Annotated in this window: 13 protein-coding genes and 10 pseudogenes; 13 read left to right on the top strand and 10 right to left on the bottom strand. The window is 49.3% G+C overall.

The window, feature by feature from the left end:
* Positions 1–213: 213 nt before the first annotated feature.
* From JCM17471_RS15590 to JCM17471_RS12000, 6 genes and pseudogenes are all read left to right on the top strand, one after another.
* A pseudogene (locus JCM17471_RS15590) lies at positions 214–1,192 on the top strand (LacI family DNA-binding transcriptional regulator).
* A gap of 131 nt (positions 1,193–1,323) precedes the next feature.
* Positions 1,324–2,621: pseudogene (locus JCM17471_RS12020) on the top strand (ABC transporter substrate-binding protein).
* A gap of 76 nt (positions 2,622–2,697) precedes the next feature.
* Positions 2,698–3,576, top strand: a pseudogene (locus JCM17471_RS12015) (carbohydrate ABC transporter permease).
* 15 nt (positions 3,577–3,591) lie between these two features.
* Positions 3,592–4,425 (top strand): carbohydrate ABC transporter permease, encoded by an 834-nt coding sequence (locus JCM17471_RS12010; protein ID WP_054778052.1) that lies wholly within the window; start codon positions 3,592–3,594, stop codon positions 4,423–4,425.
* Between the two features lie 8 nt (positions 4,426–4,433).
* Positions 4,434–5,747, top strand: coding sequence for a glycoside hydrolase family 32 protein (locus JCM17471_RS12005; RefSeq protein ID WP_225354298.1), 1,314 nt, complete (start codon positions 4,434–4,436; stop codon positions 5,745–5,747).
* Positions 5,748–5,807: 60 nt separating this feature from the next.
* A complete protein-coding gene (locus JCM17471_RS12000; RefSeq protein WP_054778050.1) occupies positions 5,808–6,692 on the top strand; it encodes an ROK family protein in 885 nt (294 codons plus the stop codon).
* Between the two features lie 356 nt (positions 6,693–7,048).
* Here the strand turns inward: JCM17471_RS12000 and JCM17471_RS15585 are convergent, their stop codons facing one another.
* The 3 genes from JCM17471_RS15585 to JCM17471_RS11985 form a co-directional block, all read right to left on the bottom strand.
* Positions 7,049–7,465, bottom strand: a complete 417-nt coding sequence (locus tag JCM17471_RS15585; RefSeq protein ID WP_054778049.1) for a hypothetical protein — start codon at positions 7,463–7,465, stop codon at positions 7,049–7,051.
* Positions 7,466–7,541: 76 nt separating this feature from the next.
* Positions 7,542–8,015: an MFS transporter gene (locus JCM17471_RS11990; protein WP_162208395.1), complete on the bottom strand. Its 474-nt coding sequence runs from the start codon at positions 8,013–8,015 to the stop codon at positions 7,542–7,544.
* 167 nt (positions 8,016–8,182) lie between these two features.
* Complete coding sequence (locus tag JCM17471_RS11985; RefSeq protein ID WP_054778047.1) at positions 8,183–8,866, bottom strand: IS6 family transposase; 684 nt, start codon at positions 8,864–8,866, stop codon at positions 8,183–8,185.
* 193 nt (positions 8,867–9,059) lie between these two features.
* Here JCM17471_RS11985 and JCM17471_RS11980 point away from each other — a divergent pair, with 193 nt between their 5' ends.
* Entirely contained in the window at positions 9,060–9,422 is a 363-nt protein-coding gene (locus JCM17471_RS11980; protein ID WP_173578944.1) for a DUF1304 domain-containing protein, read from the top strand.
* 140 nt (positions 9,423–9,562) lie between these two features.
* Here the strand turns inward: JCM17471_RS11980 and JCM17471_RS11975 are convergent.
* Positions 9,563–10,978, bottom strand: a pseudogene (locus JCM17471_RS11975) (IS5-like element ISLca2 family transposase).
* A 185-nt stretch (positions 10,979–11,163) separates the two neighbouring features.
* Here JCM17471_RS11975 and JCM17471_RS11970 point away from each other — a divergent pair.
* On the top strand, positions 11,164–11,481 hold the full coding sequence (locus JCM17471_RS11970; RefSeq protein WP_054778046.1) for a hypothetical protein: 318 nt from the start codon (positions 11,164–11,166) through the stop codon (positions 11,479–11,481).
* A gap of 290 nt (positions 11,482–11,771) precedes the next feature.
* Here the strand turns inward: JCM17471_RS11970 and JCM17471_RS11960 are convergent, their stop codons facing one another.
* From JCM17471_RS11960 to JCM17471_RS11945, 4 genes and pseudogenes are all read right to left on the bottom strand, one after another.
* The gene (locus tag JCM17471_RS11960) at positions 11,772–12,605 is read right to left on the bottom strand and encodes a carbohydrate ABC transporter permease (protein WP_054719172.1); all 834 of its coding nucleotides are present in this window, start codon (positions 12,603–12,605) and stop codon (positions 11,772–11,774) included.
* 10 nt (positions 12,606–12,615) lie between these two features.
* A complete protein-coding gene (locus JCM17471_RS11955; RefSeq protein WP_027828239.1) occupies positions 12,616–13,491 on the bottom strand; it encodes a carbohydrate ABC transporter permease in 876 nt (291 codons plus the stop codon).
* Positions 13,492–13,507: 16 nt separating this feature from the next.
* Positions 13,508–14,768 (bottom strand): annotated as a pseudogene (locus tag JCM17471_RS11950) (extracellular solute-binding protein).
* Between the two features lie 15 nt (positions 14,769–14,783).
* Positions 14,784–16,977: pseudogene (locus JCM17471_RS11945) on the bottom strand (alpha-galactosidase).
* A gap of 207 nt (positions 16,978–17,184) precedes the next feature.
* Between JCM17471_RS11945 and JCM17471_RS16095 the strand changes: the two are divergent.
* A pseudogene (locus tag JCM17471_RS16095) lies at positions 17,185–17,559 on the top strand (AraC family ligand binding domain-containing protein); the annotation flags it as partial.
* A 15-nt stretch (positions 17,560–17,574) separates the two neighbouring features.
* Entirely contained in the window at positions 17,575–17,943 is a 369-nt protein-coding gene (locus JCM17471_RS16090) for a helix-turn-helix transcriptional regulator (RefSeq protein WP_369395881.1), read from the top strand.
* Positions 17,944–18,061: 118 nt separating this feature from the next.
* Here the strand turns inward: JCM17471_RS16090 and JCM17471_RS13595 are convergent.
* Positions 18,062–18,256, bottom strand: a pseudogene (locus JCM17471_RS13595) (IS6 family transposase); the annotation flags it as partial.
* 106 nt (positions 18,257–18,362) lie between these two features.
* Between JCM17471_RS13595 and JCM17471_RS11935 the strand changes: the two are divergent.
* Positions 18,363–18,836: pseudogene (locus tag JCM17471_RS11935) on the top strand (helix-turn-helix domain-containing protein); the annotation flags it as partial.
* Between the two features lie 56 nt (positions 18,837–18,892).
* On the opposite strand, the gene JCM17471_RS11930 reads toward JCM17471_RS11935, so the two are convergent.
* Positions 18,893–19,480 (bottom strand): site-specific integrase, encoded by a 588-nt coding sequence (locus JCM17471_RS11930; RefSeq protein WP_054778044.1) that lies wholly within the window; start codon positions 19,478–19,480, stop codon positions 18,893–18,895.
* Positions 19,481–19,583: 103 nt separating this feature from the next.
* Here JCM17471_RS11930 and JCM17471_RS11925 point away from each other — a divergent pair, with 103 nt between their 5' ends.
* Together JCM17471_RS11925 and JCM17471_RS11920 are read left to right on the top strand one after the other, a co-directional pair.
* Positions 19,584–19,862, top strand: coding sequence for a plasmid mobilization protein (locus tag JCM17471_RS11925; RefSeq protein ID WP_003625288.1), 279 nt, complete (start codon positions 19,584–19,586; stop codon positions 19,860–19,862).
* A pseudogene (locus tag JCM17471_RS11920) lies at positions 19,852–20,153 on the top strand (type II toxin-antitoxin system YafQ family toxin). Before JCM17471_RS11925 ends, JCM17471_RS11920 begins: the two are co-directional and overlap by 11 nt.
* Positions 20,154–20,300: the final 147 nt, after the last annotated feature.

The following is a 20,300-nucleotide window of genomic DNA, read 5'->3' as shown; positions in this document are numbered from 1 at the left end:
TATCAAAAAGGGCCTAGTACTTTTGGAATGGAAATACTTTCCAACACCAAAATTCTAGACCCGAAAATATAACAAAAACGTTTTCTGAAAACGAGAACTTCGTGGGAACAAAGCATGAACTCGTTCGGACTTTGCGGACGAAAACGGTCCTGCAGTGCCGCCTATGCTATAATGTTTCTTAGAGTTCAATGAGCCGAACAAGCGGAGGTGTATATGATGGCGACGATGAAAGATGTAGCCCGGGTGGCAGGGGTCAGTCTCGGGACAGTATCCCGGGCAATCAACAACGCTCCCGGGGTGAAGCCGGCCACGATGAAAAAGGTGCAGGCCGCCATCAAGCAGCTGGATTACGTGCGAGATGACTATGCCCGGGGCCTCAAGACAAATTCGTCCCAAACCATTGCCTTGATTCTGCCCACCATTTGGCATCCTTTTTCTCTGAATTTGCGCATTACGTGGAAAAGGCCTTGTACCAGCTCGACTACAAGCTGATGCTCTGTAATTCAGAGTCGGATTCTGAAAAAGAGCGGGCCTACATTCAATGGTGGCGCAAAACAAGGTGGCGGGGATCATTGGTATCACGTATAGCGAGATCGACCAGTACGTTTCCTCCAACCTGCCCTTTGTCAGTATCGACCGGTACTTTACGGAAGATATTTCTTACGTCACGTCGGATGACTTTGCGGGCGGCCAAATGGCCGCGGAGCAGTTGATCAAACATGGCGCAACGCAGCTCGCTTATATTGCTGGGTATTCTCAATTCAAGAACGAAACGACCCGGCGATGTGACGGCTTCCAGGCTTATTTAGCTAAGACTGGGCTGGAAAATGACGAGATTTTTGAACCGGAACCGATTCATGATTTGCCCAAATTATTGGATGGTTTGTTACGGCGCCGGCCTAATTTGGATGGTCTATTTTGTGTCAATGACTTTATGCTTCTGCAAGTGCGCAGAATTCTCCAACAGAAGGGCATTCGAGTGCCGGAAGATATCCAGATGATCGGTTTTGACGGCATTCGCATGGCGGAGGATGAACCGTCCGGACTTTCGACGATTGCCCAACCGGTGGCAGAAATGGCCCAGGCTGCGGTCGACATTTTGATGACGAAGATCAAGAATCCAGATGTCTTGCCAGAGATCAAAGTGCTTCCAGTGGAATTTCGCGAAGGCAAAACCACTAAGCCAATGTGACATGTTCCTTTTTATCGATTAATTTGGAAACGTTTCAAAAACGTGTTGACAGTAACCGCTACCAATGCTATTCTTCGAGCATAGAATGAAACGTTTCAAAATAACCAATTAAAAATCATTCAGGGGGTATCATGATGAAAAAGTGGAAACTTGGCATGCTCGTGGCAGCTGCAGCACTGTCTGTGGTTGCCTTAGCCGGTTGTACAGCAGGTAAAAGCAGCAGCGGTGCAGACGATAAGAATGTGACGATGTGGGTGCAATTTTCTAAAGAAGATCCAGAAGGTAAGGCCATGGCACAAAACATTGCGGCCTTCAACAAGGAGAATAAAAAGGGTACAAAGCCACTGTCCAATATATTCCCCGGAGTGGTTCCGGCGGCGGTTATGAAGACAAGATCAACGCGGCGTTAAACTCCAACAGTTTACCGGATGTGTTGACACTGGATGGCCCGAACACGGCGGCTTATGCGAAATCGAAGATCATTCAACCGTTGGGTAAGTACATTACGAAGAAGAGCGACATTTTACCTAGCATCATCGATCAAGGGACCTATAAGGGCAAATTATATGCCGTGGGTTATTCTGAATCTGGTGTCGGCTTCTATTACAACAAGAAAATGTTCAAAGACGCCGGCATTACAGAGGCTGAGTTACCCACTTTAGACAAGCCCTGGACTTGGGACCAGTTCAACGCCATCCTCAAGAAATTGAAGGAGAAGTATCAAGGCCCAGCTATCGACATGCAGCTTTCCGATCATTCTGAAATGGCTATCTATTCCTTGGCCCCGTTCGTTTGGTCTGCTGGCGGTAACATCACCAACAAAGCCGGAACAAAAGCCGTGGGTTACTTTGATTCTGCGGCCACGCAATCCGCCTTTAAAGAAATCCAAGACGTGGTCAAGAACGGCTATACCACAATCAGCCCGAAGCAAAAAGGATTCCAAACTGGTAAATATGCGATGTTGATGTCCGGCTCCTGGACGATTCAAGAACTCGATAAACAGTATAAAGACATTAGCTACGGAATCTTACCTTATCCGGTATCACCGAAAACCAAGAAGTTGGTTTCTCCCACTGGCAGCTGGCAGTATGCCATGAGCGCCAGTACGACTAAGACCGCAGCCTCTGGTGCGTTGATCGATTTCCTGAGTGCCAAGGCCCAAATGTATCGGACCAGTATGGCAAATACTGTACTGCCTGCTCGGAAGAGTGTATCCGATGAAATGATGAGTAAAGTGACTGAACCCATGCGTTTCTTAATTAAGCAAAACCAAGAGAGCGGCCATGCACGGCCAGTATTGGTGAAGTATCCGCAAGTATCCCGAACCTTTGCCGAGACAGTGACTAAGGCCACCTACTATAAAGAGAACCCAGATATTAGCGCATTGATGAAGAAACAAGCGCAGGAAATTCAACAGTACTTGAAGTAGTTTTTTGAAACAGTTGCGCTGCTTCGCCGAGGCGTGGCCCCGCAGCTGTTTCTTTGGCTAAAAAGGAGGAAAAACAATGCGCAGTACGCTTTCTGTCCGTTCTAAACAGGCCTGGCTATACGTTGCTCCGGCACTGTTACTGCTGACGCTGTTTCTGTTTGTCCCGGCGGCACTATCTATTTATTACTCATTAACGGATTACAACATGTTGGCTCCCCCAGGCCAAGACGTTTATTGGTCTGGGTAATTACTTTAAACTCTTGGGTGATCCAATCTTTTGGAAGAGTGTTAACGTCGGGCAGTTTGTGCTGTTCGTGATGCCGCTGCAAGTCGGAACAGCATTAGGGCTGGCCCTGATTGTCCATAAGCAGCGACCGGGCAATACGTTTTTCAAGATCTCATTTTTGCCCCAGTCGTGGTATCTTTGGTTGTCACTTCTGTCCTTTGGCTCTACATTTTGAATCCAGAACAGGGGCTGCTCAACGGGATCTTGGCACAATTCGGCATCAAAGCCCAACCGTTCCTAACCAGTCCCAATCAAGCAATGTTCGCGATTATCGGCATTTCCACCTGGCAAGGCGCTGGTTATCAGATGCTGATCTTTCTGGCCGGACTGCAAAATATCCCTTCTGATGTGTACGAAGCGGCCACCATTGATGGTGCCAACAAATGGGAACGTTTCATTCATATCACTTTGCCCATGCTTAAGCCCACATCCGTGATGATTTTGACCACAACCTTTATCGATGCCTTCAAGCTGATCATTCAACCAATGGTCATGACCCAAGGCGGACCGATGGATTCCACAATCACACCGGTATACTACATCTATCGCACCGGTTTTACTGACCGGAGTCTGGGGTATGCCAGTGCCATGACCATGGTGTACGGCCTGGCGATCATTATCTTCACGATTTGCCAGCGGAAGATTACCGGAGGTGACAATAATGCCTAATCACAATTACAAAAAATGGCTAACACGATTATCAGCACAATTTTAATCACCTTGCTGGCGCTATTGTTCCTGTTTCCGTTAGTCTGGATGCTGGTCTCGTCGATGAAGCCGGAAGCGGCGATTTATAAAGACATCGGCGGAATCAAAGCCTTCTTGCCGTCCTTCGACATTGGTAGCTGGGGGACCGCGTATCGCGAACTGTTATCGCGGTTCAACGTGTTCATTTACTTGTTGAACAGTATCTTCTACGGCTTGTCCGTGACGATTGGCTCGATCATCGTCAATTCATTAGCAGGCTACGGCTTTTCTAAATTCCGGTTCCGTGGTCGAAAAATGTTGTTTGGTTTACTCTTAGCTTTGTTAGTCATTCCTGGTGAGACGATCATTATCCAGAAATTCCAAGTTGTCCGCTCCATGGGTATCTTGAATACGCCGCTGGCGGTAATTTTCCCGTCACTGGCCGCGCCTTTCTACATCTACATGTTCAAGAACTTCTTCGATGCCATTTCGGATGACATCATTGAATCGGCCCAGCTAGAGGGCGCCAGCATGTTCACGATATACTGGCGGATCATGCTGCCGATGGCAAAACCGGCGATTGCGACAGTCGGGACGTTATCCTTTATCAGCTCTTGGAATGACTATATTTGGCCACTCATGGTGTTAACGGATTCCAATCGGTTCCCGTTACAAGTGGCGATTACGAATATCAATAATACGCAGCCCGTCTACATGAATCAGGTCATGGCAATACTGACGATTTCCACGATTCCGTTGATCATTGTCTATGTCTTCTTCCAGAAATACCTGGTTCAAGGTATGGGCGCGTCTGGAACGGGGGAGAAGTAGCAGTGACAATGACAATTCAAGCGGCAGAGAAGTTTGCCAAGGAAAATACGGCCCAGGTAGCCGCGCAGTATCGACCGAAAATTCACTTTGCAGCCCCGTATGGTTGGCTCAATGATCCCAATGGGTTGATTTATTATCAGGGGTATTACCATTTGTATTACCAGCACAATCCCTATGGGGCCAACTGGGATACGATGCACTGGGGCCATGCCCGCAGCAAGGATCTGGTGCATTGGGAAGATCTGCCCATCGCCATGGCCCCGGACGAAGAATATGACCGCAACGGTGTGTTTTCGGGGTCGGCAATTGTGCATGACAACCGATTGTATGTAATGTACACGGGGCATGTAGTGGCTGAGGACGGCACTGTGACGGAAACGCAGAACATCGCTTGGTCGGATGATAGTATTCATTTTACGAAGTATGAAAAGAATCCGGTTCTGGCAGCGGCACAGTTGCCCGCCGGCGGTGATCCTGCGGATTTTCGAGACCCAAAAGTCTTCACCCATGCGGGTCGCTTTTATGCAGTGATTGCGGCGGCCGTGGATGGTGCCGGGCAGATTCTGCTTTATGAATCAGAGGACTTGTTGCATTGGCAGTATACATCGTCTTTGCTGGCGAACTTGCCCGAATTAGGCCGGATGACAGAATGTCCCGACTTCTTCACGATCGGCGGGCAGGATGCGTTGGTATTCAGCGCGATCATGCCCAATGAGGAACCGCACTTGGTCCAGATCGCGTTGGGTAAGCTGGACTGGGCGACAAAGACTTTCCAGATGGATAGTTTACAACCACTGGATCAAGGCTTGGACTTCTATGCCCCACAATCATTTGAGCACAACGGTCGGCGCATCGTGATTCCGTGGCTGCGCCATGCGGAAATGGTCAATTACTTGGCAGACCATGACCAGAACTGGAACGGTCAGATGGGCATTCCGCGGATCTTAACGATGGTGGATGGTCAATTGCGCCAGACACCGGCAGTGACTGGGGCGGCTTTACAAACCATGACTTTGGCGGAGACGGCCACCCGGTCAATCCCTGTGGCTAGTATTTTGACATTGAAGAAAGGTCTGGCAGTGGGACAAAGCATTGATTTAGAGAGTCCCGATGGGGTTGTCAAATTGCGCCAGACGACCGCAGACACATTGGAATTGCAGGTGCACTGTGACTTGGAGCAGCGCCAGTTACCAATCAAGACGCCGACCGGTCAGGGGGCATTAACTTTGGTACTCGACCGCAGCGCGTTGGAAGTTTTGCGAGTGATGGGGCGGCTGTGGCCAGTCTGGTGTTCTTTTTCCCAACAGCGATTGATACGTTGAAATACGCTGGCGAGGCCAATCAACTGACCGTGCAGTCGTTTGATATGTGAGGAGGTATGAATGATGTTTGGTGGTATTGAAGCGGGCGGCACGAAGTTCGTGCTGGCAGTCGCCGATGATGATTTGAAAATCGTCGTCCGAAAGAATCTGGATACAACACAACCGGAAACAATGATGCCGTTAATCATTGATTTCTTCATGCAACATCCGGTGACGGCGCTGGGCATTGGATCATTTGGGCCCATCGGCGTGAATCCGCAACAAGTGGATTATGGCTATATCAAGAAGACACCGAAACCTGGTTGGGCAGACTATCCATTTCTGCCGCGGTTGCAGGATGCGCTGAATATTCCCATCTATTGGACCACCGATGTGAACGTGGCCGCTTATGGTGAAATGCTGGCGGGTGCTGCCCAGGGCAAGAAGAACCTGGTGTACATCACGGTAGGCACCGGAATTGGTGCAGGTATCATTGCGAATGGCCAGATTTATTCTGGCATTAGCCACCCTGAAGTAGGCCACTTGTTGATGCATACATTACCGGATGATCATTTCGCTGGGGTTTGTCCTTATCATCAGTATTGTTTGGAGGGTATCGCGGCGGGGCCGGCGATTGCGGCGCGTAACGGTCGCCCAGGGCGGGATATCACACGGGACGATCCGTTCTGGCAGGTGGAGGCGTATTACTTAGCCCAAGCGTGTGTTGATCTGACGTTGACCCTAGCACCGGAGATGATCGTATTTGGCGGCGGTGTGGCTAACCAGCAACAGCTCATGCCGTTGATTCGGTCGTCCTTCATTACCCAGCTCAATGGATATGTGGATACACCGCCCGTGGACAATTACATTGTCCACGCGGGATTGGGGAATGATGCGGGGATCGTGGGCAGCTTGCTGCTGGCGAAGAGTTTGGTCGCAAAAGCAGTGAATGCCCCCGCCGTGTAAAAGTTAAAAAGCTTCGTCAGTGCCATCCATTCGGAGGACTTGACGAAGCTTTTTTGGTACCTTTCACAACACAATCTGCCACAACGCGATGAAGATCAATCCTGCCCCCGTGATGCCCACGGTCACGTTCAGTACTTTGGTCATGATGCGGCGTTCCTGATCGTCCATGTCCTCAATCATACTGATGTTGTAGTCATTGAACGGCCCGGCATCCTAGAAGCCGACGTAGTGGGACAACAGGTCTTTTTCATGCGCGCTCAAGGGGTTGACACCGGGATGCAATAATAACTTATCGTCAAACATCTGATACATGGCATTACTCAGCATCGCCCCGTCCCGATCCTTGGCGGCCTGCGCTATGATTTTTGAAAGGTGTCGGCGAATCGTTGCCAATCCCGCTGGTCATCTTCGGTACTAATGAGCGGCTGCCATTCGGTCAATTTAGTCTTGAAGATTTCCATCACCGCTGGAAAATGGCGGCGCTGATAATGATTATTCCACGTCAGCCAGCGGTTATCCCGCATCAAGCGGGTGTTTTGCCAGTTGGAATAGGTGGGCCATATCAGCAAGCCCAACGTGAGCAAGGTGTTCGAAAGGTTAGGAAAGGTCCAGGCTTGGGCCAAGCGTTGCAGACTGCCAAAGAGCCAGAAAGCAGAAATCAGCAGGCTGACGGCGGTGGAAAGCAGTTGGCGGTAAGCACACATGAAGGTCACCATAATGACGATCAGGGCGCCAATGTTCAGCACGCGATTAATGTTATCCAACAGTGGCATGGCCCAGTTCCTTTCTTGTTCAGAAATAGCGTCTCTCTATTTTAGAAGGAAATGCGACCTGCATCAAGAATGCGGATTAGTTTCTGGCTGCTTTCAAATCCAACTTTTGCGATTGCTGGTGAGTCCGCAACAATAGTACCGCGGCTAAAGCACCGATCAGCGCAATGACGGCCGCTGTCAGCGTTAATGCGATCATCCCATTATCAAAGGCCCGCACGACAATGGTTTGGATCTGGTGGGCAAAGGGACTTTTTGCTAACCGCGCAGAAAAGGCGATGGTGTGGCCAGAGAACGGTCCAGCATTGATTAGGGCATCCTTAATGCCGTTCAAGGCCTGCGTCGGCATTTTTACCTGGGGCAACGCCGTGTTGAGATGGGCCATGTAACTGTTGTTCTGGATCAAGCCCAGGCCAACGACCCCCACAGTGGTGCCAAATTGGCGGAAGACATTGAGCAGTCCAGAGGCCATGCCCATCTCGTGGGGCGCGACGCCAGCCATACCGGCAGTGTTCAGCACCGGATTGACGATGGCGTTCGTGATCCCGATCATGACCATGCCCGGCCACAGTTCCAAGAAAGATACGGAAGTTTGTCAAATGGTGTTGAAGGATAGTTTCTATCCTTTGGAGATCTCCTCGTATGGGAGATCTTTTTTGGCTCTGGTGCAAATAGTCTGAGAGTGTGCCTTTTACCTAGTTGTTGATAGGGTGTTGTAGGTTATGCTGGCACCATCGCTTTTAATTCGTCTACGGCTGAAAACCCGATGAGGCTTAGCTCTCGTCGGGTTTTCTTGCGTAATGCATGGATGACTTCAATGCCGCTGAGTGTTGCACTAGCAGTTCGGATGCTTTGGAAACTTGCTGACCGCACCCGGTGTCGTTTAATGAATCGATGATCTTGTTCGATTAAATTGTTTCGATACTTGGAACATTGGTGTGCTGATTTGCTCAAGTAGTCTTGTTTCATCAGGTGCTTCACTGCCTTAAGTGTTGCTCGATATTGATCGGTGACTAAGCGATCAGGACGACCATTGGTCGTCAAAAGCCGTTTCAAAAAGTGATAGGCTGCCGCATAATCACGATGCTTTCGCAGTTCGAAGTCGAGCGTCAGACCGTTGCTATCAATTGCACGATACAGATAAGTCCAATGACCTTTGACGTTAATGTAAGTCTCGTCTATCCTCCAACTTTTGGTATGGGAGGTTTGATGTTGGCGCCATAAAGCCTTAAAGATGGGACCATAATGATGAACCCAACACATGACCGTGGTGTGATGTACACTAACCCCGCGATCACGTAGCAATTCAACGATATCACGGTAGCTGAGACTGAACCTAAAATAGTAGCCAACGGCTACTATAATGATATCCTGTTGAAAGTGGCGTCCTTTAAAGTAATTCATGCACACAATCCCTCGTTTCTTGTCACTCAGTATACTAGAATGAAGTTGCCAGGCAAACTTTGCACCAGAGCCGTTCACATTTGTAAGGTGGTTTAGACGCGCAATTCATAGCCCTTTCCTATACTAGGAGGATCATGATGATTATTTTGAAAGATGTTTTGTTATATTTGTCGCAGTAGAGGCGTTGCTCATTATGTTGCTTGAAATGTTTGGCACGCAAACTAAAATAGCACGCAACGCTTTCGACTTGTCGAAGAAATACTTGGCAATTAAAGAAGCACGCATGTCAATGGCCAACCAAGGCCTATACAATGGCTTCGTTGGCGTCGGTATCGTATACGCCCGATATGGTCTCACTGGTATGGCTTCGCTTCACGTCCAAGTCCTATTTATAGGTTTTGTTGTAATTGCTGCGCTGTTCGGTTCTGTAACAGCAAATAAAAGATTATTTTCACGCAAGGAGGGCCCGCACTTTTTGCGCTTGGCTTTCTCTTGTTTGCGAATTAAATCACGGAATAGTCCATTTGTGATACGATATTACACTAACCCAAAGTAAGCTTGCGCCCATATGGGGCTTTTAAAACTTGCGGAAGCGAGCTTGACGTCTGGCTAATAATTCTTCCGGCGGCAAATTTTGTAACATCTCAAACTCTTCAATTAATGCTGCTCGTAACTGCCTAGGTAGTGGCTGTTGAACTAGGCCACCATATCTTCGACCCTTGTAGTAAATTTATAGCGAATTTGATAGGCCTCACCCTCGAATTTAGCCAAAATTAAAATTGGTATAGCAAATACCCTTAACAGGGTCAGCACACTGCTCAAGACGATGGCCGCGTCAATCTTGACGGCCAGTGATTCAGCTGTCCGAGTGTTCATCAAGTCAAGCCCCAGCGTGCCCTTCATAAAAGCAAACCGGCGTTCAATGGTACCTCTTCGATTCTCGGCATCAGTATCCTCACGCCGTTTCGCTGCATCAACGTGTTTTGGATGCCGGCCAAGCTTCGGGCCGCAGATTCGGATACCCAAATCCTTACACAGCTTTAGGTTCTCCCGATTACGGTACAGCGTATCGGCCAGTACTTCATCCGGATAATGTCCATGAAGGTCGTAATAGTGGTCTAAAGTTTCCGCGAAGTCTTGGCCCTCAGAGAATGCGGTGAAATCAAAACGTTCAATGTCGACTACGCCTTCACTTAACGAACAGTCAATCTTCGCCCCAAATTCAACTTTAGCATTGGCCTTACCACGTTGAATTGGGCGAAGATACGGCTGTTGGAGACTAACAATTCGGTCTTCAACGTGGTGAGTCTTGTGGGTATACATGTACCATTGCTGGTCAAATAGAATTCGAATCACGCCTAAGCGAATCGCTTGTTCATCTGGTAGAGTCGCACCCTGATCGATGAATTCGTTGATGTACCGCAAATCACGGCGCACATATTGAAGTTGGGCCTTGACCTGTTTATGAAAGCCACCACGCTGTTGCTTTGGATGTCGTGAAAATGAGGTCCAACAATGCTTCGCCTCGCGTTTGTACATGCGTGGGTTTGGCACACCAAGTTGGTGTGCCATATCGATCGCCATCGCCTCAAGATTCAGCCTTGCTTGGTTGAGGAGGACGGTGTCTTGAGGATACTTGATTTTGACTGGCACTGCGGTTGCGTCCGTGATGACGGTGTCCACTTTGAATGGGACCAACGCTTCGATCTTGGCGCGTACTGTATCATTCATGATATTCGTAATCAGCTCGGAGATATCGGCAATTCATTTGCGAAAGTGTGCCAGGCTGGAATAATTGAACGGCTCAACCGCTTTGTATTCGGACAACCCGATGAAATATTGAAGTGCGGGTGTATCACGAATTGCCGCAACCACCCCACGATCAGTTAAACCCATCCGTTGTTGGATCAGGATTGCCCCATAGAGTAAACGAAATGGTTTTGCCGCACGTCCCGCATTTTTGGTGAACTCCAATTGGTATGCCTCATCGAGAGCTTTCCAGGGCATGACCTCCGCCAACTGGACCCACTCATTGTTAGAGCTAAGTGGGGTACTTAAACCGGCACCAAAGGATTCAAATGACAATTGAAGCGGGCTGTGACGATAGACCATACGATAACCTCCGAGTAGGTTCCCAAAAATGCAAGGAAAATGCAGGAAAACAGCTAATTCCAATGGATTTATTATACCGAAATAATGCATATATTAGCTTAACTGCCTGAATTATAGAATTTTTAAGCAGTCACTATGTACTAAGTGTCACACAGATCGAAACCATAGAGCCGGCGGCCCTCTTTATGCGCTATTTGAGCAAAAAAAGACAATACCACCGCTTAAAAATGCCACATATTATGAATATGTTGCGTAATCGATTGCTTACCGCTTTTCCTGAGGCGCATTTCACCTATGGCTACATCACAACGGTTCAGCGAAAAAAGTTGGGTTTGGCAAAAGCACATTATCGCGATGCTGTAGCAATCAGTGGAATTCAACAAATTATTGAAGAGCCAAACTCAGTTGTGATGTTTGATCAGTTTCGGACGAAAAACGATCATTGCATGAAGCAACGGCACGCAGGGGGCGAAAGCAAAAGAACGCTACTCAAAAACGAGTGAAAAAGAATACGAAGAAAGTAAAAGGTTGGTGCTTGAACGATTATGTTCGAATCAGTGATGGACGTTGCGGGTTCATCACCGGGTTTAATGGTCTCTGGATGGCTCATATTAGGGATCGTCAGGGTGGTTTGGTTAAAAAGCTCGTGAGTCTGACTAAGCTTGCCTTTCTTCATCACACAGGAACTTGGAGGTGTACAACTTTACCAACAGATGTCTATGACATGCAATAAGGTCGGGAGACAGAAAAAGTACGCCTCGTATTGAGACGTACTTTACTGTCGTGAAATGGTTTACTTTACTGCTCCGTTACTCATCCCAGCAATAATGTTCTTCTGGAAGATGACATAGACAATCGTGATGGTAATGATCCCAACGACGTACGATGCGAAACTGGGTCCGTAATCGTTGAAAAATTGGCCTTGATAGTTATATTGAAAAAGCGGCAACGTCCACATCTTAGAGTCCTTGTTCAAAATCAACAACGGCAGCATGAAGTCGTTCCAGAACCACAACGCGTTCATAATCAGCGTTGTCGCGTGCATCGGTTTCAGCATCGGGAAGACGATCTTGAAATAGGTCGTGATCTTGCTGGCACCGTCAATTTCGGCGGCTTCATCCAGACTCTCGGGCACGCCCATCTTAATGAACCCCACGTAGAGGAACAATGTCTGCGGTACCGCGTAAGTTAGGTACAGCAGCATTAACCCCCACATGTTGGCCAAGCCCAGCTTGCTCATCATGACGGTAATGGGAATCATGATGACTTGGAAGGGCACGAAGATCCCGAGAATCAGGAAGCTGTACATCAGGCTGAACGCTCGTTTCTTCGAAATGTTCCGGGCAATGGAGTAGGCAGCCATGGGCACGAAGAACATGACCAGCAGAACGGAGATGACGGTGATCACCGTGGAGTTCCAGAAGTAACCGCCAATGCCGTCGGCCAACAGCCGCCGGTAGTTATCCAGTGTACCGGGATTGGGGAAGGAGAAGAAATTCCCCATGATGTCCTTCGTGGTCTTGAAGGAACTGAAGACGGTGACCAGCAGCGGGATCAGAATGAGGATGCCGCCGACGGTTAACAGGATATATTTGCCAATGTTGCGTGTTTTCTTTTCTGTTTGCATGACGATCCTCCTAATCGATCTGGAACTTCTGGGATACCTTGATCTGAATCAGCGAAATGATGGCGATCAAGATGAACAGCACCAGGGCAATGGCGTTGGCGTAGCCGTACTGGTTGTTCTTAAAGGCGTAGTTGTAAACCAGCAGGCCCAAGGACGTGGTGGCGTCGCTGGGACCGCCGGACGTCAAGGCGAAAATCTGATCGAAGGCCGTCAGCCCGCCTTTTAGCGCCATGATGAAGACGATGGAGATACTCGGCAGCAGGTAGGGCAGTTCGATCTTCCAGAATATCGTAGTGTCGTTGGCCCCGTCAATACGGGCGGCTTCCTTGATTTCTTCGGGAATGCTCTGCAACCCGGCTAAGAAAATAACGATGGGCATGGCCACCCCTTGCCAGATCATGACGAAGACCACGGCCACGATGGCGCCGCCAGCGGTGCCCAGCAAACTGGTTTCCAGCGCTTTGATACCAAAGAACGAGCCGATTGCCGGCAAGCCGTAGTTGAAAATCTGCTTGAAAATCAAGGAGACAGTCAGCCCGGACAGGACGGCCGGGAAGAAGAACCAGGCCCGGAAGAACGTTTGGCCGTGGAACTTGGCGTTTAGGACCCGGGCAAACAGAATGCCCAAACCGATTTCGCCAATGATCATGGCCAGCGTCAAGATGATGGTGAAACCAATGGCCTTCATGAACTTCGGGTCGGTGGCGAGGATCTTGTAGTTATTGAAACCGACTAGGTGGAAGTTATACGTCAGCCCGGTCCAGTCGGTAAAACTGTAGAACGCCCCCTGAATCAGCGGCACATAGAAGAAAATGAGCTGCAATAGGACGGGGACGATCAGAAACAACCAACCCCAATATTTACTGATAAATTTCTGTAAACGCATGTTGTTTTCCCCCTCCTTAATTGCTGGCCTTCATCGGATTGAAGAAGGCGTTCAACGCGTGCACCAAATCCGACTTGCTGCCGTTCAACAGGTAGTTGGTGGTCAGTGTGAAGAAATCATTCTCACTGGTCCAATCCTGGGCCATCCAAACGAATTGATGCTTGGTAAAGGCGTATTTGGTGATGCCGCCCAGCGGCGAATTGATGCCCGCCTGCTTGACACCGATGACAGAACATGGCGACCCATCAACATCATAATATTTCTGCATCGCTTGGGGCGTAGTCATGTAGGCCACGAACTTTTCAGCCGCGGCTTTGTGTTTGGAACTGGATGAAATGGACAGGGCCAAGTCGCCGGAACCCACGGTGAGGCTTTCACCCTTTTCTTTACCCGGGAAGGCAAAGGTGCCGACCTTAAACTTGGGTTTCTGCTGCTGAATAACCGGATAGGCCCAGGAGCCGTTGGGCATGATCAGGCATCGCCCTTGGTGAAGGCCACGACGGCGTCGTTGTAGCTGGCCCCGCGCCAGTTATTCTGAGCGGCGTTGTTCTTGTGCAGCAGATCAAGCCGGTTGAAATCCTGCTGCATGACCGGGTTGCTGGCTTTGATGCCGTTGACCGGACTGAACCGCAGAACTTGATTGGCTTTCTTCGCACTGCCGGCAACGGTGGCCAGGGCCAACTGATGATAACCGTTCAGTGTCCAGCCTTCAGTCCCGGCGAGAGCAAAGGGCGTCTTACCTTGCTCACGAATCTGTTTAACGAGGGCTTCGAATTCAGCCCAAGTTTCTGGGACTTTCAGCCCCATTTTGGCAAAGGCGGTTTTGTTGTAAAAGAACCCGTACACGTTGGCAGTCAGCGGTGCGTTATAGACCTTGCCGTTAATGGCGAATTGCTGGGCGTAATTGTTCTTGATGTTCTTTAAGTAAGGGGCCTTCGTCATATCTTCGAAATAGCCGGCTTTCGCCCATTCCCGGTAATCGATGTTTTGCGGATAGATGTTAATGACATCGGGCACATCACCAGCAAGCACCCGGGTCTCAATACATCGCCCGGGTTAGGGACGTTCGTGACTTTGACCTTGATCTTCGGATTCTTCTTCTCGAAGTCCGTCACAATTTGCTGCAAGGTCGTGGACATTTCCTTCTTCTGGTTGAAGAACTCGATGGTGGTTGTCCCGTTACTGCTGTTCTGGTTGCTGCCGCAAGCGCTGAGCAGCAAGGTGGTACTGGCGGCTAACAGGCTGATGCCGAGGATCTTTGTCAACCAATGCTTCATAATCTCCCACTCCTCTTAATTGATCGCTTTGAAATGATACTGGTGTGTCGTGAAGTCCTGCCGCTGCAAGGGCTGATATAGCCCCATGTGCATCAGCTCGTCGCCGCCATAAACGGTGTGGGTGGCAGTGTCTTCATACTGCTTTACCGGATCCAGTCCGGCCATTTTCACGATATGGAACGCCGGCTGGCCGTTGTTCAGCAGTTGGAACGTAAACAGCAGCGCTTCGTTCTGGTCGGCAGAAACAAACATCCAGGCATAATCATTGCCGCTTTCCAGCCGGAGAAAATGGCCGAATTGGATCAGCGGGCGGATCTGCTTGTACGCGGCGACTTGGGCCGCGACTTGTTTCTGTTCTGTTTTCGTCAGCTTGGTGAGGTCCAGTTCGTACCCGAACACAGCACTCATCGCCACGTTGCCCCGCGTCGCCAGCGACGTGCTGCGGCCAGTCTGTTCGTTTGGACTGACCGACACGTGCGCGGTGAAGGTGTTGGGCGGGTAGACCAGAGACGTACCATATTGGATGCCTAAGCGTGAAATGGCATCGGTGTTGTCGCTGGTCCAGGATTGCGGCATGTAGTAAGCAAAGCCAGTATCAATCCGGCCGCCGCCACCGGAACAACCTTCCCACAATACGTCAGGGTACTTGGTGGTCATTTCTTCCAGCAACGCGTAGAGCCCCAGTGTATAGCGGTGGAGCACTTCTCCTTGACGGGCAGCCGGCAAAGCGTGGGAATAGATGTCGCTCAGATGCCGGTTCATGTCCCACTTGATGTAGTCGATGTAACCCTGATCAAGCAAGTCAGAAAGCTGGCCGGCAATATTGGCGCGTACATCCTCCCTACTTAAATCTAGCACATATTGGAAGCGGCTCGGCGATGGTGCTCGTCCTGGTACCGCTAACAAATAATCAGGGTGGGCGCGATAGAGGTCAGAATCCTTGGAAATCATCTCTGGTTCGACCCAAAGACCGAATTTCAGACCTTGGTTATGTACGTAATCGGCGAAATGCTTCAAGCCCAGCGGGAACTTGTGACTGTCCACGACCCAGTCGCCCAGAGAGGTGGTGTCATCGTCCCGGTGGCCAAACCAGCCGTCATCCAAGACAAACATTTCGATGCCCAGTTTCTTGGCGGCATCCACGATAGGCCGCAATTTTGCTTCATTAAAATCGAAGTAGGTGGCCTCCCAGTTATTGACGAGGATCGGCCGTTCCTGGTCGCGGTAGCGGCCGCGGACCACGCGTTCCCGAATCAGGCGGTGGTAAGTCTGGCTCATGGCGTTCAGCCCTTGGTGGGAATAAACGAGGAGGGCTTCCGGCGTCTGGAATTCAGCGCCGCCGGCCAGTTCCCAGGTGAAACCAGCGGGATTGATACCGGCGACGACTCGGACTTGATCGATTTGATCTTTCTCTACCGTGAGGGCGTGGTTGCCGGAATAAACTAAGTCGATGCCATATACATCGCCGTAGAATTCATCAGCATCCGGGGCGGTGAGGGCGATGAAGTTGTTCATTTGGTGGCTGGTGGTGCCGCGGGTGCTGGCAAACTGTTTGATTCCGTAACCAACGACTTCTTTCTGGAGATGACGTTCGTTGGCGTGGGCGCCGGGGAGCGATAGCACGCGGTAGTCGCCGGCGGGGAAGTCGAGTTGGACCGACGCAGCCTGTTCCAAAGTGACGGCGGGCTGATCAGCCGGATTGCGGAAGCACACGGAGCGGGCAATGACCGCCCGGTCGCGGTAAATGGTGTAGTACAGGTCAGCCTGTAAGCGGCTAGGCTGGTCCACAACGGTCACGATCAAGGTAGCCGCTTCATCGGGTGATTCCACATAAGCGGCAGGCAGACCGGGCAGTTTGGGTTTGCCCGGGACGATTCGGTGACTCGCATAGACAAACGACCGGCTTGGGCACCATCGGCCTGACAAATCACGAAGGCTGGAATGCGAAAGTCTGCTTCGCCGCGACTGCTGATTTCTTGGGGCAGAGTGTCTAACGAAAAGCCGCGTTCCGGCTCGGCCACCGGCAAGTTGCCGGCGAAGCCGCGATCCTTGCGGGGGTAGTGCCGTTCACCGTGGTAACCGGCGACCGCTTGGCCAAAGTACAAGTGGCCGAGCACACCGCCGTCTTCGATGGCGAATATGTAGCTGATCTGCTGGTTATGCAAATGGAATACCTGCGTTTTGCGTCAAATGCAATCAAGTCTGCCATGAAAAATCCTCCTGTTTTGTGAAACCGCTTTCTACACTGCTTAGTGTACGGATTATGCGCAGTGAAAAACATGGCGGTGCCGGCCTATTCCATGGCATAATGATAAGTGAACATTTTGACAGATATATTAGGAGGAAGCCGAATGGAGTTTAAATACAAGCGGGTCGATATTGAACATGTAGACTGTAACGTTGTTTTTATGGTCGAGAGCAGACCCGCCCTAACTATGCGTTCGGGGGAAACAACGTGCGGGACAGCTACGTACTCCATTACATTGTTTCCGGGAAGGGCCGGTTCGCCAGTGCCGGCCACAAATCCGTGGCGCTGGGAGCGGGGGATTGCTTTTTGCTGCCGCAATCTGTACCCTGCTTTTACCAGGCCGATGGGGAAGACCCGTGGGCCTACGAATGGATTGGGCTGACCGGCATGCATTTGGGGGAGTTGTTCGACCGCAGCGGATTAGCGGATAAGTATTGGCTGCGGCACGTTGACGGCAGTGCCTTCCAGGAGCAGTTCGCGGCGTTGTTTCAGGGCCTGCACAGCGGGCGGGCGGCAACTTTGGCCAATGAGCTGCAGGTCCAGAGCCAGCTGTACGCAATGTTTTATACCCTGTTAACGGAATTTCCGGGGAAAGGGGCGCAGGAACGGGTCGGCGCCACCGCCACGATGAACCAGGCCGTCACTTTTATGCGCCAGAATTACCCGCGGCGCTGCAATGTCACCGACGTCTGCACCGCACTGCATGTGTCCCGGACCTATCTGTACACTCTTTTTCGCCGGTTTGTCGGGATGAGTCCGCAGCAATATTTAACCCAGATGCGGATGGACGAGGCGAAACAGCTCTTGCGCACGACTGATAATGCGGTGGATGAGGTGGCCGCTCGGGTGGGTTACAAGGATGCGTTTACATTCTCGAAAGCGTTCAAGCGGGCGGTGGGAGCGAGCCCCCGGAAATATCGGCAGTAATCTGAACACGCCTTGAAGCGGACTGATTTTGCTGCTGTTTCCTGAAAAATATCAAAGGCTCTGGTGCAAATAGTCTGAGAGTGTGCCTTTTACCTAGTTGTTGATAGGGTGTTGTAGGTTATGCTGGCACCATCGCTTTTAATTCGTCTACGGCTGAAAACCCGATGAGGCTTAGCTCTCGTCGGGTTTTCTTGCGTAATGCATGGATGACTTCAATGCCGTTGAGTGTTGCACTAGCGGTTCGGATGCTTTGGAAACTTGCTGACCGCACCCGGTGTCGTTTAATGAATCGATGATCTTGTTCGATTAAATTTTTTCCCCAGTTTACAATTCAAGTGCAACACCCTGACGACTAGACCATAAAGGCCATGAAGACCTATTCTTGTTAGTGCTAGCTAAACAAGAAAGCAGGAATCTTCATGACCCCCTCTCAGACTAACACCCACAAGCATTACCAACAACTCAGTTTTAGCGACCGTGCTACAATTCAGGCCCTTCGGGCTACTGGTGACACCGCGACCGTGATTGCACAGAAGCTTCATCGCAGTAAAGCGACAATCTCACGAGAAATCACGCGTGGATCTGTAACTCAGCTCGACTCGAAGCGTCACTCGCATCAAGTCTATCTTGCGGAAACTGCCCAAGCCATGCACGACCGTAAACGCGATAGAACCGGTCACTACGCCTTTCTTAAGACCGGCCGTGCGTTCTTCAAGGCTCTCGCCAGGGAGCTTACTCGTAAGCCGCGCGTACACAGCGCTGATAGCTTCGTACACTTCTATCGCGACCAGGGCAAGGCTTGCCCTTCAACGACAACTGTGTATCGCTACATCGACGCCGGGCTGCTTGATCTAGACAACATGACACTTCCCAAGAAGCTCCAACGCCGCATCAATCGAGTTGCGTCCTGCTTGTTGGTTTCAAAATCTAAATCCATAAAGCCAGTCTCCTAACCAAAATCAATTTGATCCAGCATCGTTTCGGTACTAGCCTGGTCTAAGCCTAAATAAGCTAAAGTCATCGCTTCACTGGAATGATTGAGCAGATTCATGACTAAGCCAATATTATAATTTGATTGCGTATAGACGCGATAAGCCCCGGTTTTGCGCATTGTATGGGTCCCTAGATAATTGATTCCTAACAGATCGCCAACCTTACTCATAATTTTGTAGAACTGTTTTTCCGTAATATGGCGCTCGGGGTGTTGAATGGAAGGAAAGAGCCAGTCAGAGGCTAGTCTATGATCAAGTAGCCATTGACGGTACAATAAGAGCTCTGTTTGAACTGGTTTAAGATACAAGGTATTAGGCTTACCCGTTTTTCGGTCGTGAATGAACGCATTTTGTTTAATAGAACCGTCCGGATTAAAAATATCGGTTTGTTTTAAGCCCATGACATCACTAACTCGTAACAGTGTCGCTTTGCCAACTTGAAAAACTGTATAGTTACGCCGACCAGCTTTAGAGTTGTTGAGTAAGGTATCTTGAACCTCCTTGAGAACATTTGAATCTTTGATGGGTAAGACAACTTGTTGCATAAGCTGTTAGTTCCTTTACTTTAAAATTAATTTAGTTGCAGAAAACCTAAAAATCGAATATTATAATGTAGTACGATGGTAAACTTAAAGGAGGCGGATTAGAATGAGTAATACTATTATTAAAAACAAGACAATTTCAACTCGTGTAACACCTGACATTAGTGAACGGGCTAAAGCTAATCTAGCAAAACAAGGGCTAACCGTTTCTGAGTATATACGCTTATCGTTAGTTAAAGCGGCCAATAATGAAGTTCGATTAGTCAGCTTTTTAGATTCTCCGGAAGCCTTAGCCGCTAAAAAAGAAGCAGAAACAGGGCAGGTCAAAAACATTGGTTCATTGACTGACTTTGAAGATTGGATCGATAAGTTAGATGCAAATTAAACAGACCAAATCTTTTGAACGTGAATTAAAAAACTAGTCAAAAAACATTTCCCAATAACTTTCTTGAAGCCTTGTTTAGAAGCAATTGTTGAACAAGATGTACTTGTTTTGAAACAGATTAAAGATCATGCATTAAAAGGAAATTGGCGTGGCTATCGTGAATTTCACCCTGCCAGATATGGAAACTATGGTAAAAATTATGACAACTGGATTGTTATTTATCAGCTAGATCATGATGAATTGATTTTGTTATTGGTTGCAACTGGCTCCCATGAAATCTTGAATCAATAGCTATAGTTTAGGGGCACTTATAAAAATAAATTAAAATAGCCCCCAATATCTACATTATAGATATTGGGGGCTATTTTAACAACGTTTTGAGGGGTTATTTTTTAATTATAGACCCTATATATTCATAGCCCCTTTCTGTTTGGTGTT

Origin of the sequence: Lacticaseibacillus saniviri JCM 17471 = DSM 24301, assembly GCF_001311785.1 — a bacterium.
Taxonomy (GTDB): Bacteria; Bacillota; Bacilli; order Lactobacillales; family Lactobacillaceae; genus Lacticaseibacillus; species Lacticaseibacillus saniviri.
The sequence above is the reverse complement of the archived record's forward strand: the minus strand, read 5'-3'. Positions and strand labels throughout refer to the sequence as shown.

Bases quoted from the DNA above. Each gene is read 5' to 3' on its own strand.
- JCM17471_RS11925 (WP_003625288.1), top strand. From the start codon at position 19,584: ATGAGTAATACTATTATTAAAAACAAGACAATTTCAACTCGTGTAACA.
- JCM17471_RS11970 (WP_054778046.1), top strand. From the start codon at position 11,164: ATGCGCTATTTGAGCAAAAAAAGACAATACCACCGCTTAAAAATGCCA.
- JCM17471_RS16090 (WP_369395881.1), top strand. From the start codon at position 17,575: ATGTTTTATACCCTGTTAACGGAATTTCCGGGGAAAGGGGCGCAGGAA.
- JCM17471_RS11960 (WP_054719172.1), bottom strand. From the start codon at position 12,605: ATGCAAACAGAAAAGAAAACACGCAACATTGGCAAATATATCCTGTTA.
- JCM17471_RS11930 (WP_054778044.1), bottom strand. From the start codon at position 19,480: ATGCAACAAGTTGTCTTACCCATCAAAGATTCAAATGTTCTCAAGGAG.
- JCM17471_RS11980 (WP_173578944.1), top strand. From the start codon at position 9,060: ATGTTGCTTGAAATGTTTGGCACGCAAACTAAAATAGCACGCAACGCT.
- JCM17471_RS11955 (WP_027828239.1), bottom strand. From the start codon at position 13,491: ATGCGTTTACAGAAATTTATCAGTAAATATTGGGGTTGGTTGTTTCTG.
- JCM17471_RS15585 (WP_054778049.1), bottom strand. From the start codon at position 7,465: ATGCCACTGTTGGATAACATTAATCGCGTGCTGAACATTGGCGCCCTG.
- JCM17471_RS12000 (WP_054778050.1), top strand. From the start codon at position 5,808: ATGATGTTTGGTGGTATTGAAGCGGGCGGCACGAAGTTCGTGCTGGCA.
- JCM17471_RS11990 (WP_162208395.1), bottom strand. From the start codon at position 8,015: ATGATCGGGATCACGAACGCCATCGTCAATCCGGTGCTGAACACTGCC.
- JCM17471_RS12005 (WP_225354298.1), top strand. From the start codon at position 4,434: ATGACAATTCAAGCGGCAGAGAAGTTTGCCAAGGAAAATACGGCCCAG.
- JCM17471_RS11985 (WP_054778047.1), bottom strand. From the start codon at position 8,866: ATGAATTACTTTAAAGGACGCCACTTTCAACAGGATATCATTATAGTA.
- JCM17471_RS12010 (WP_054778052.1), top strand. From the start codon at position 3,592: ATGGCTAACACGATTATCAGCACAATTTTAATCACCTTGCTGGCGCTA.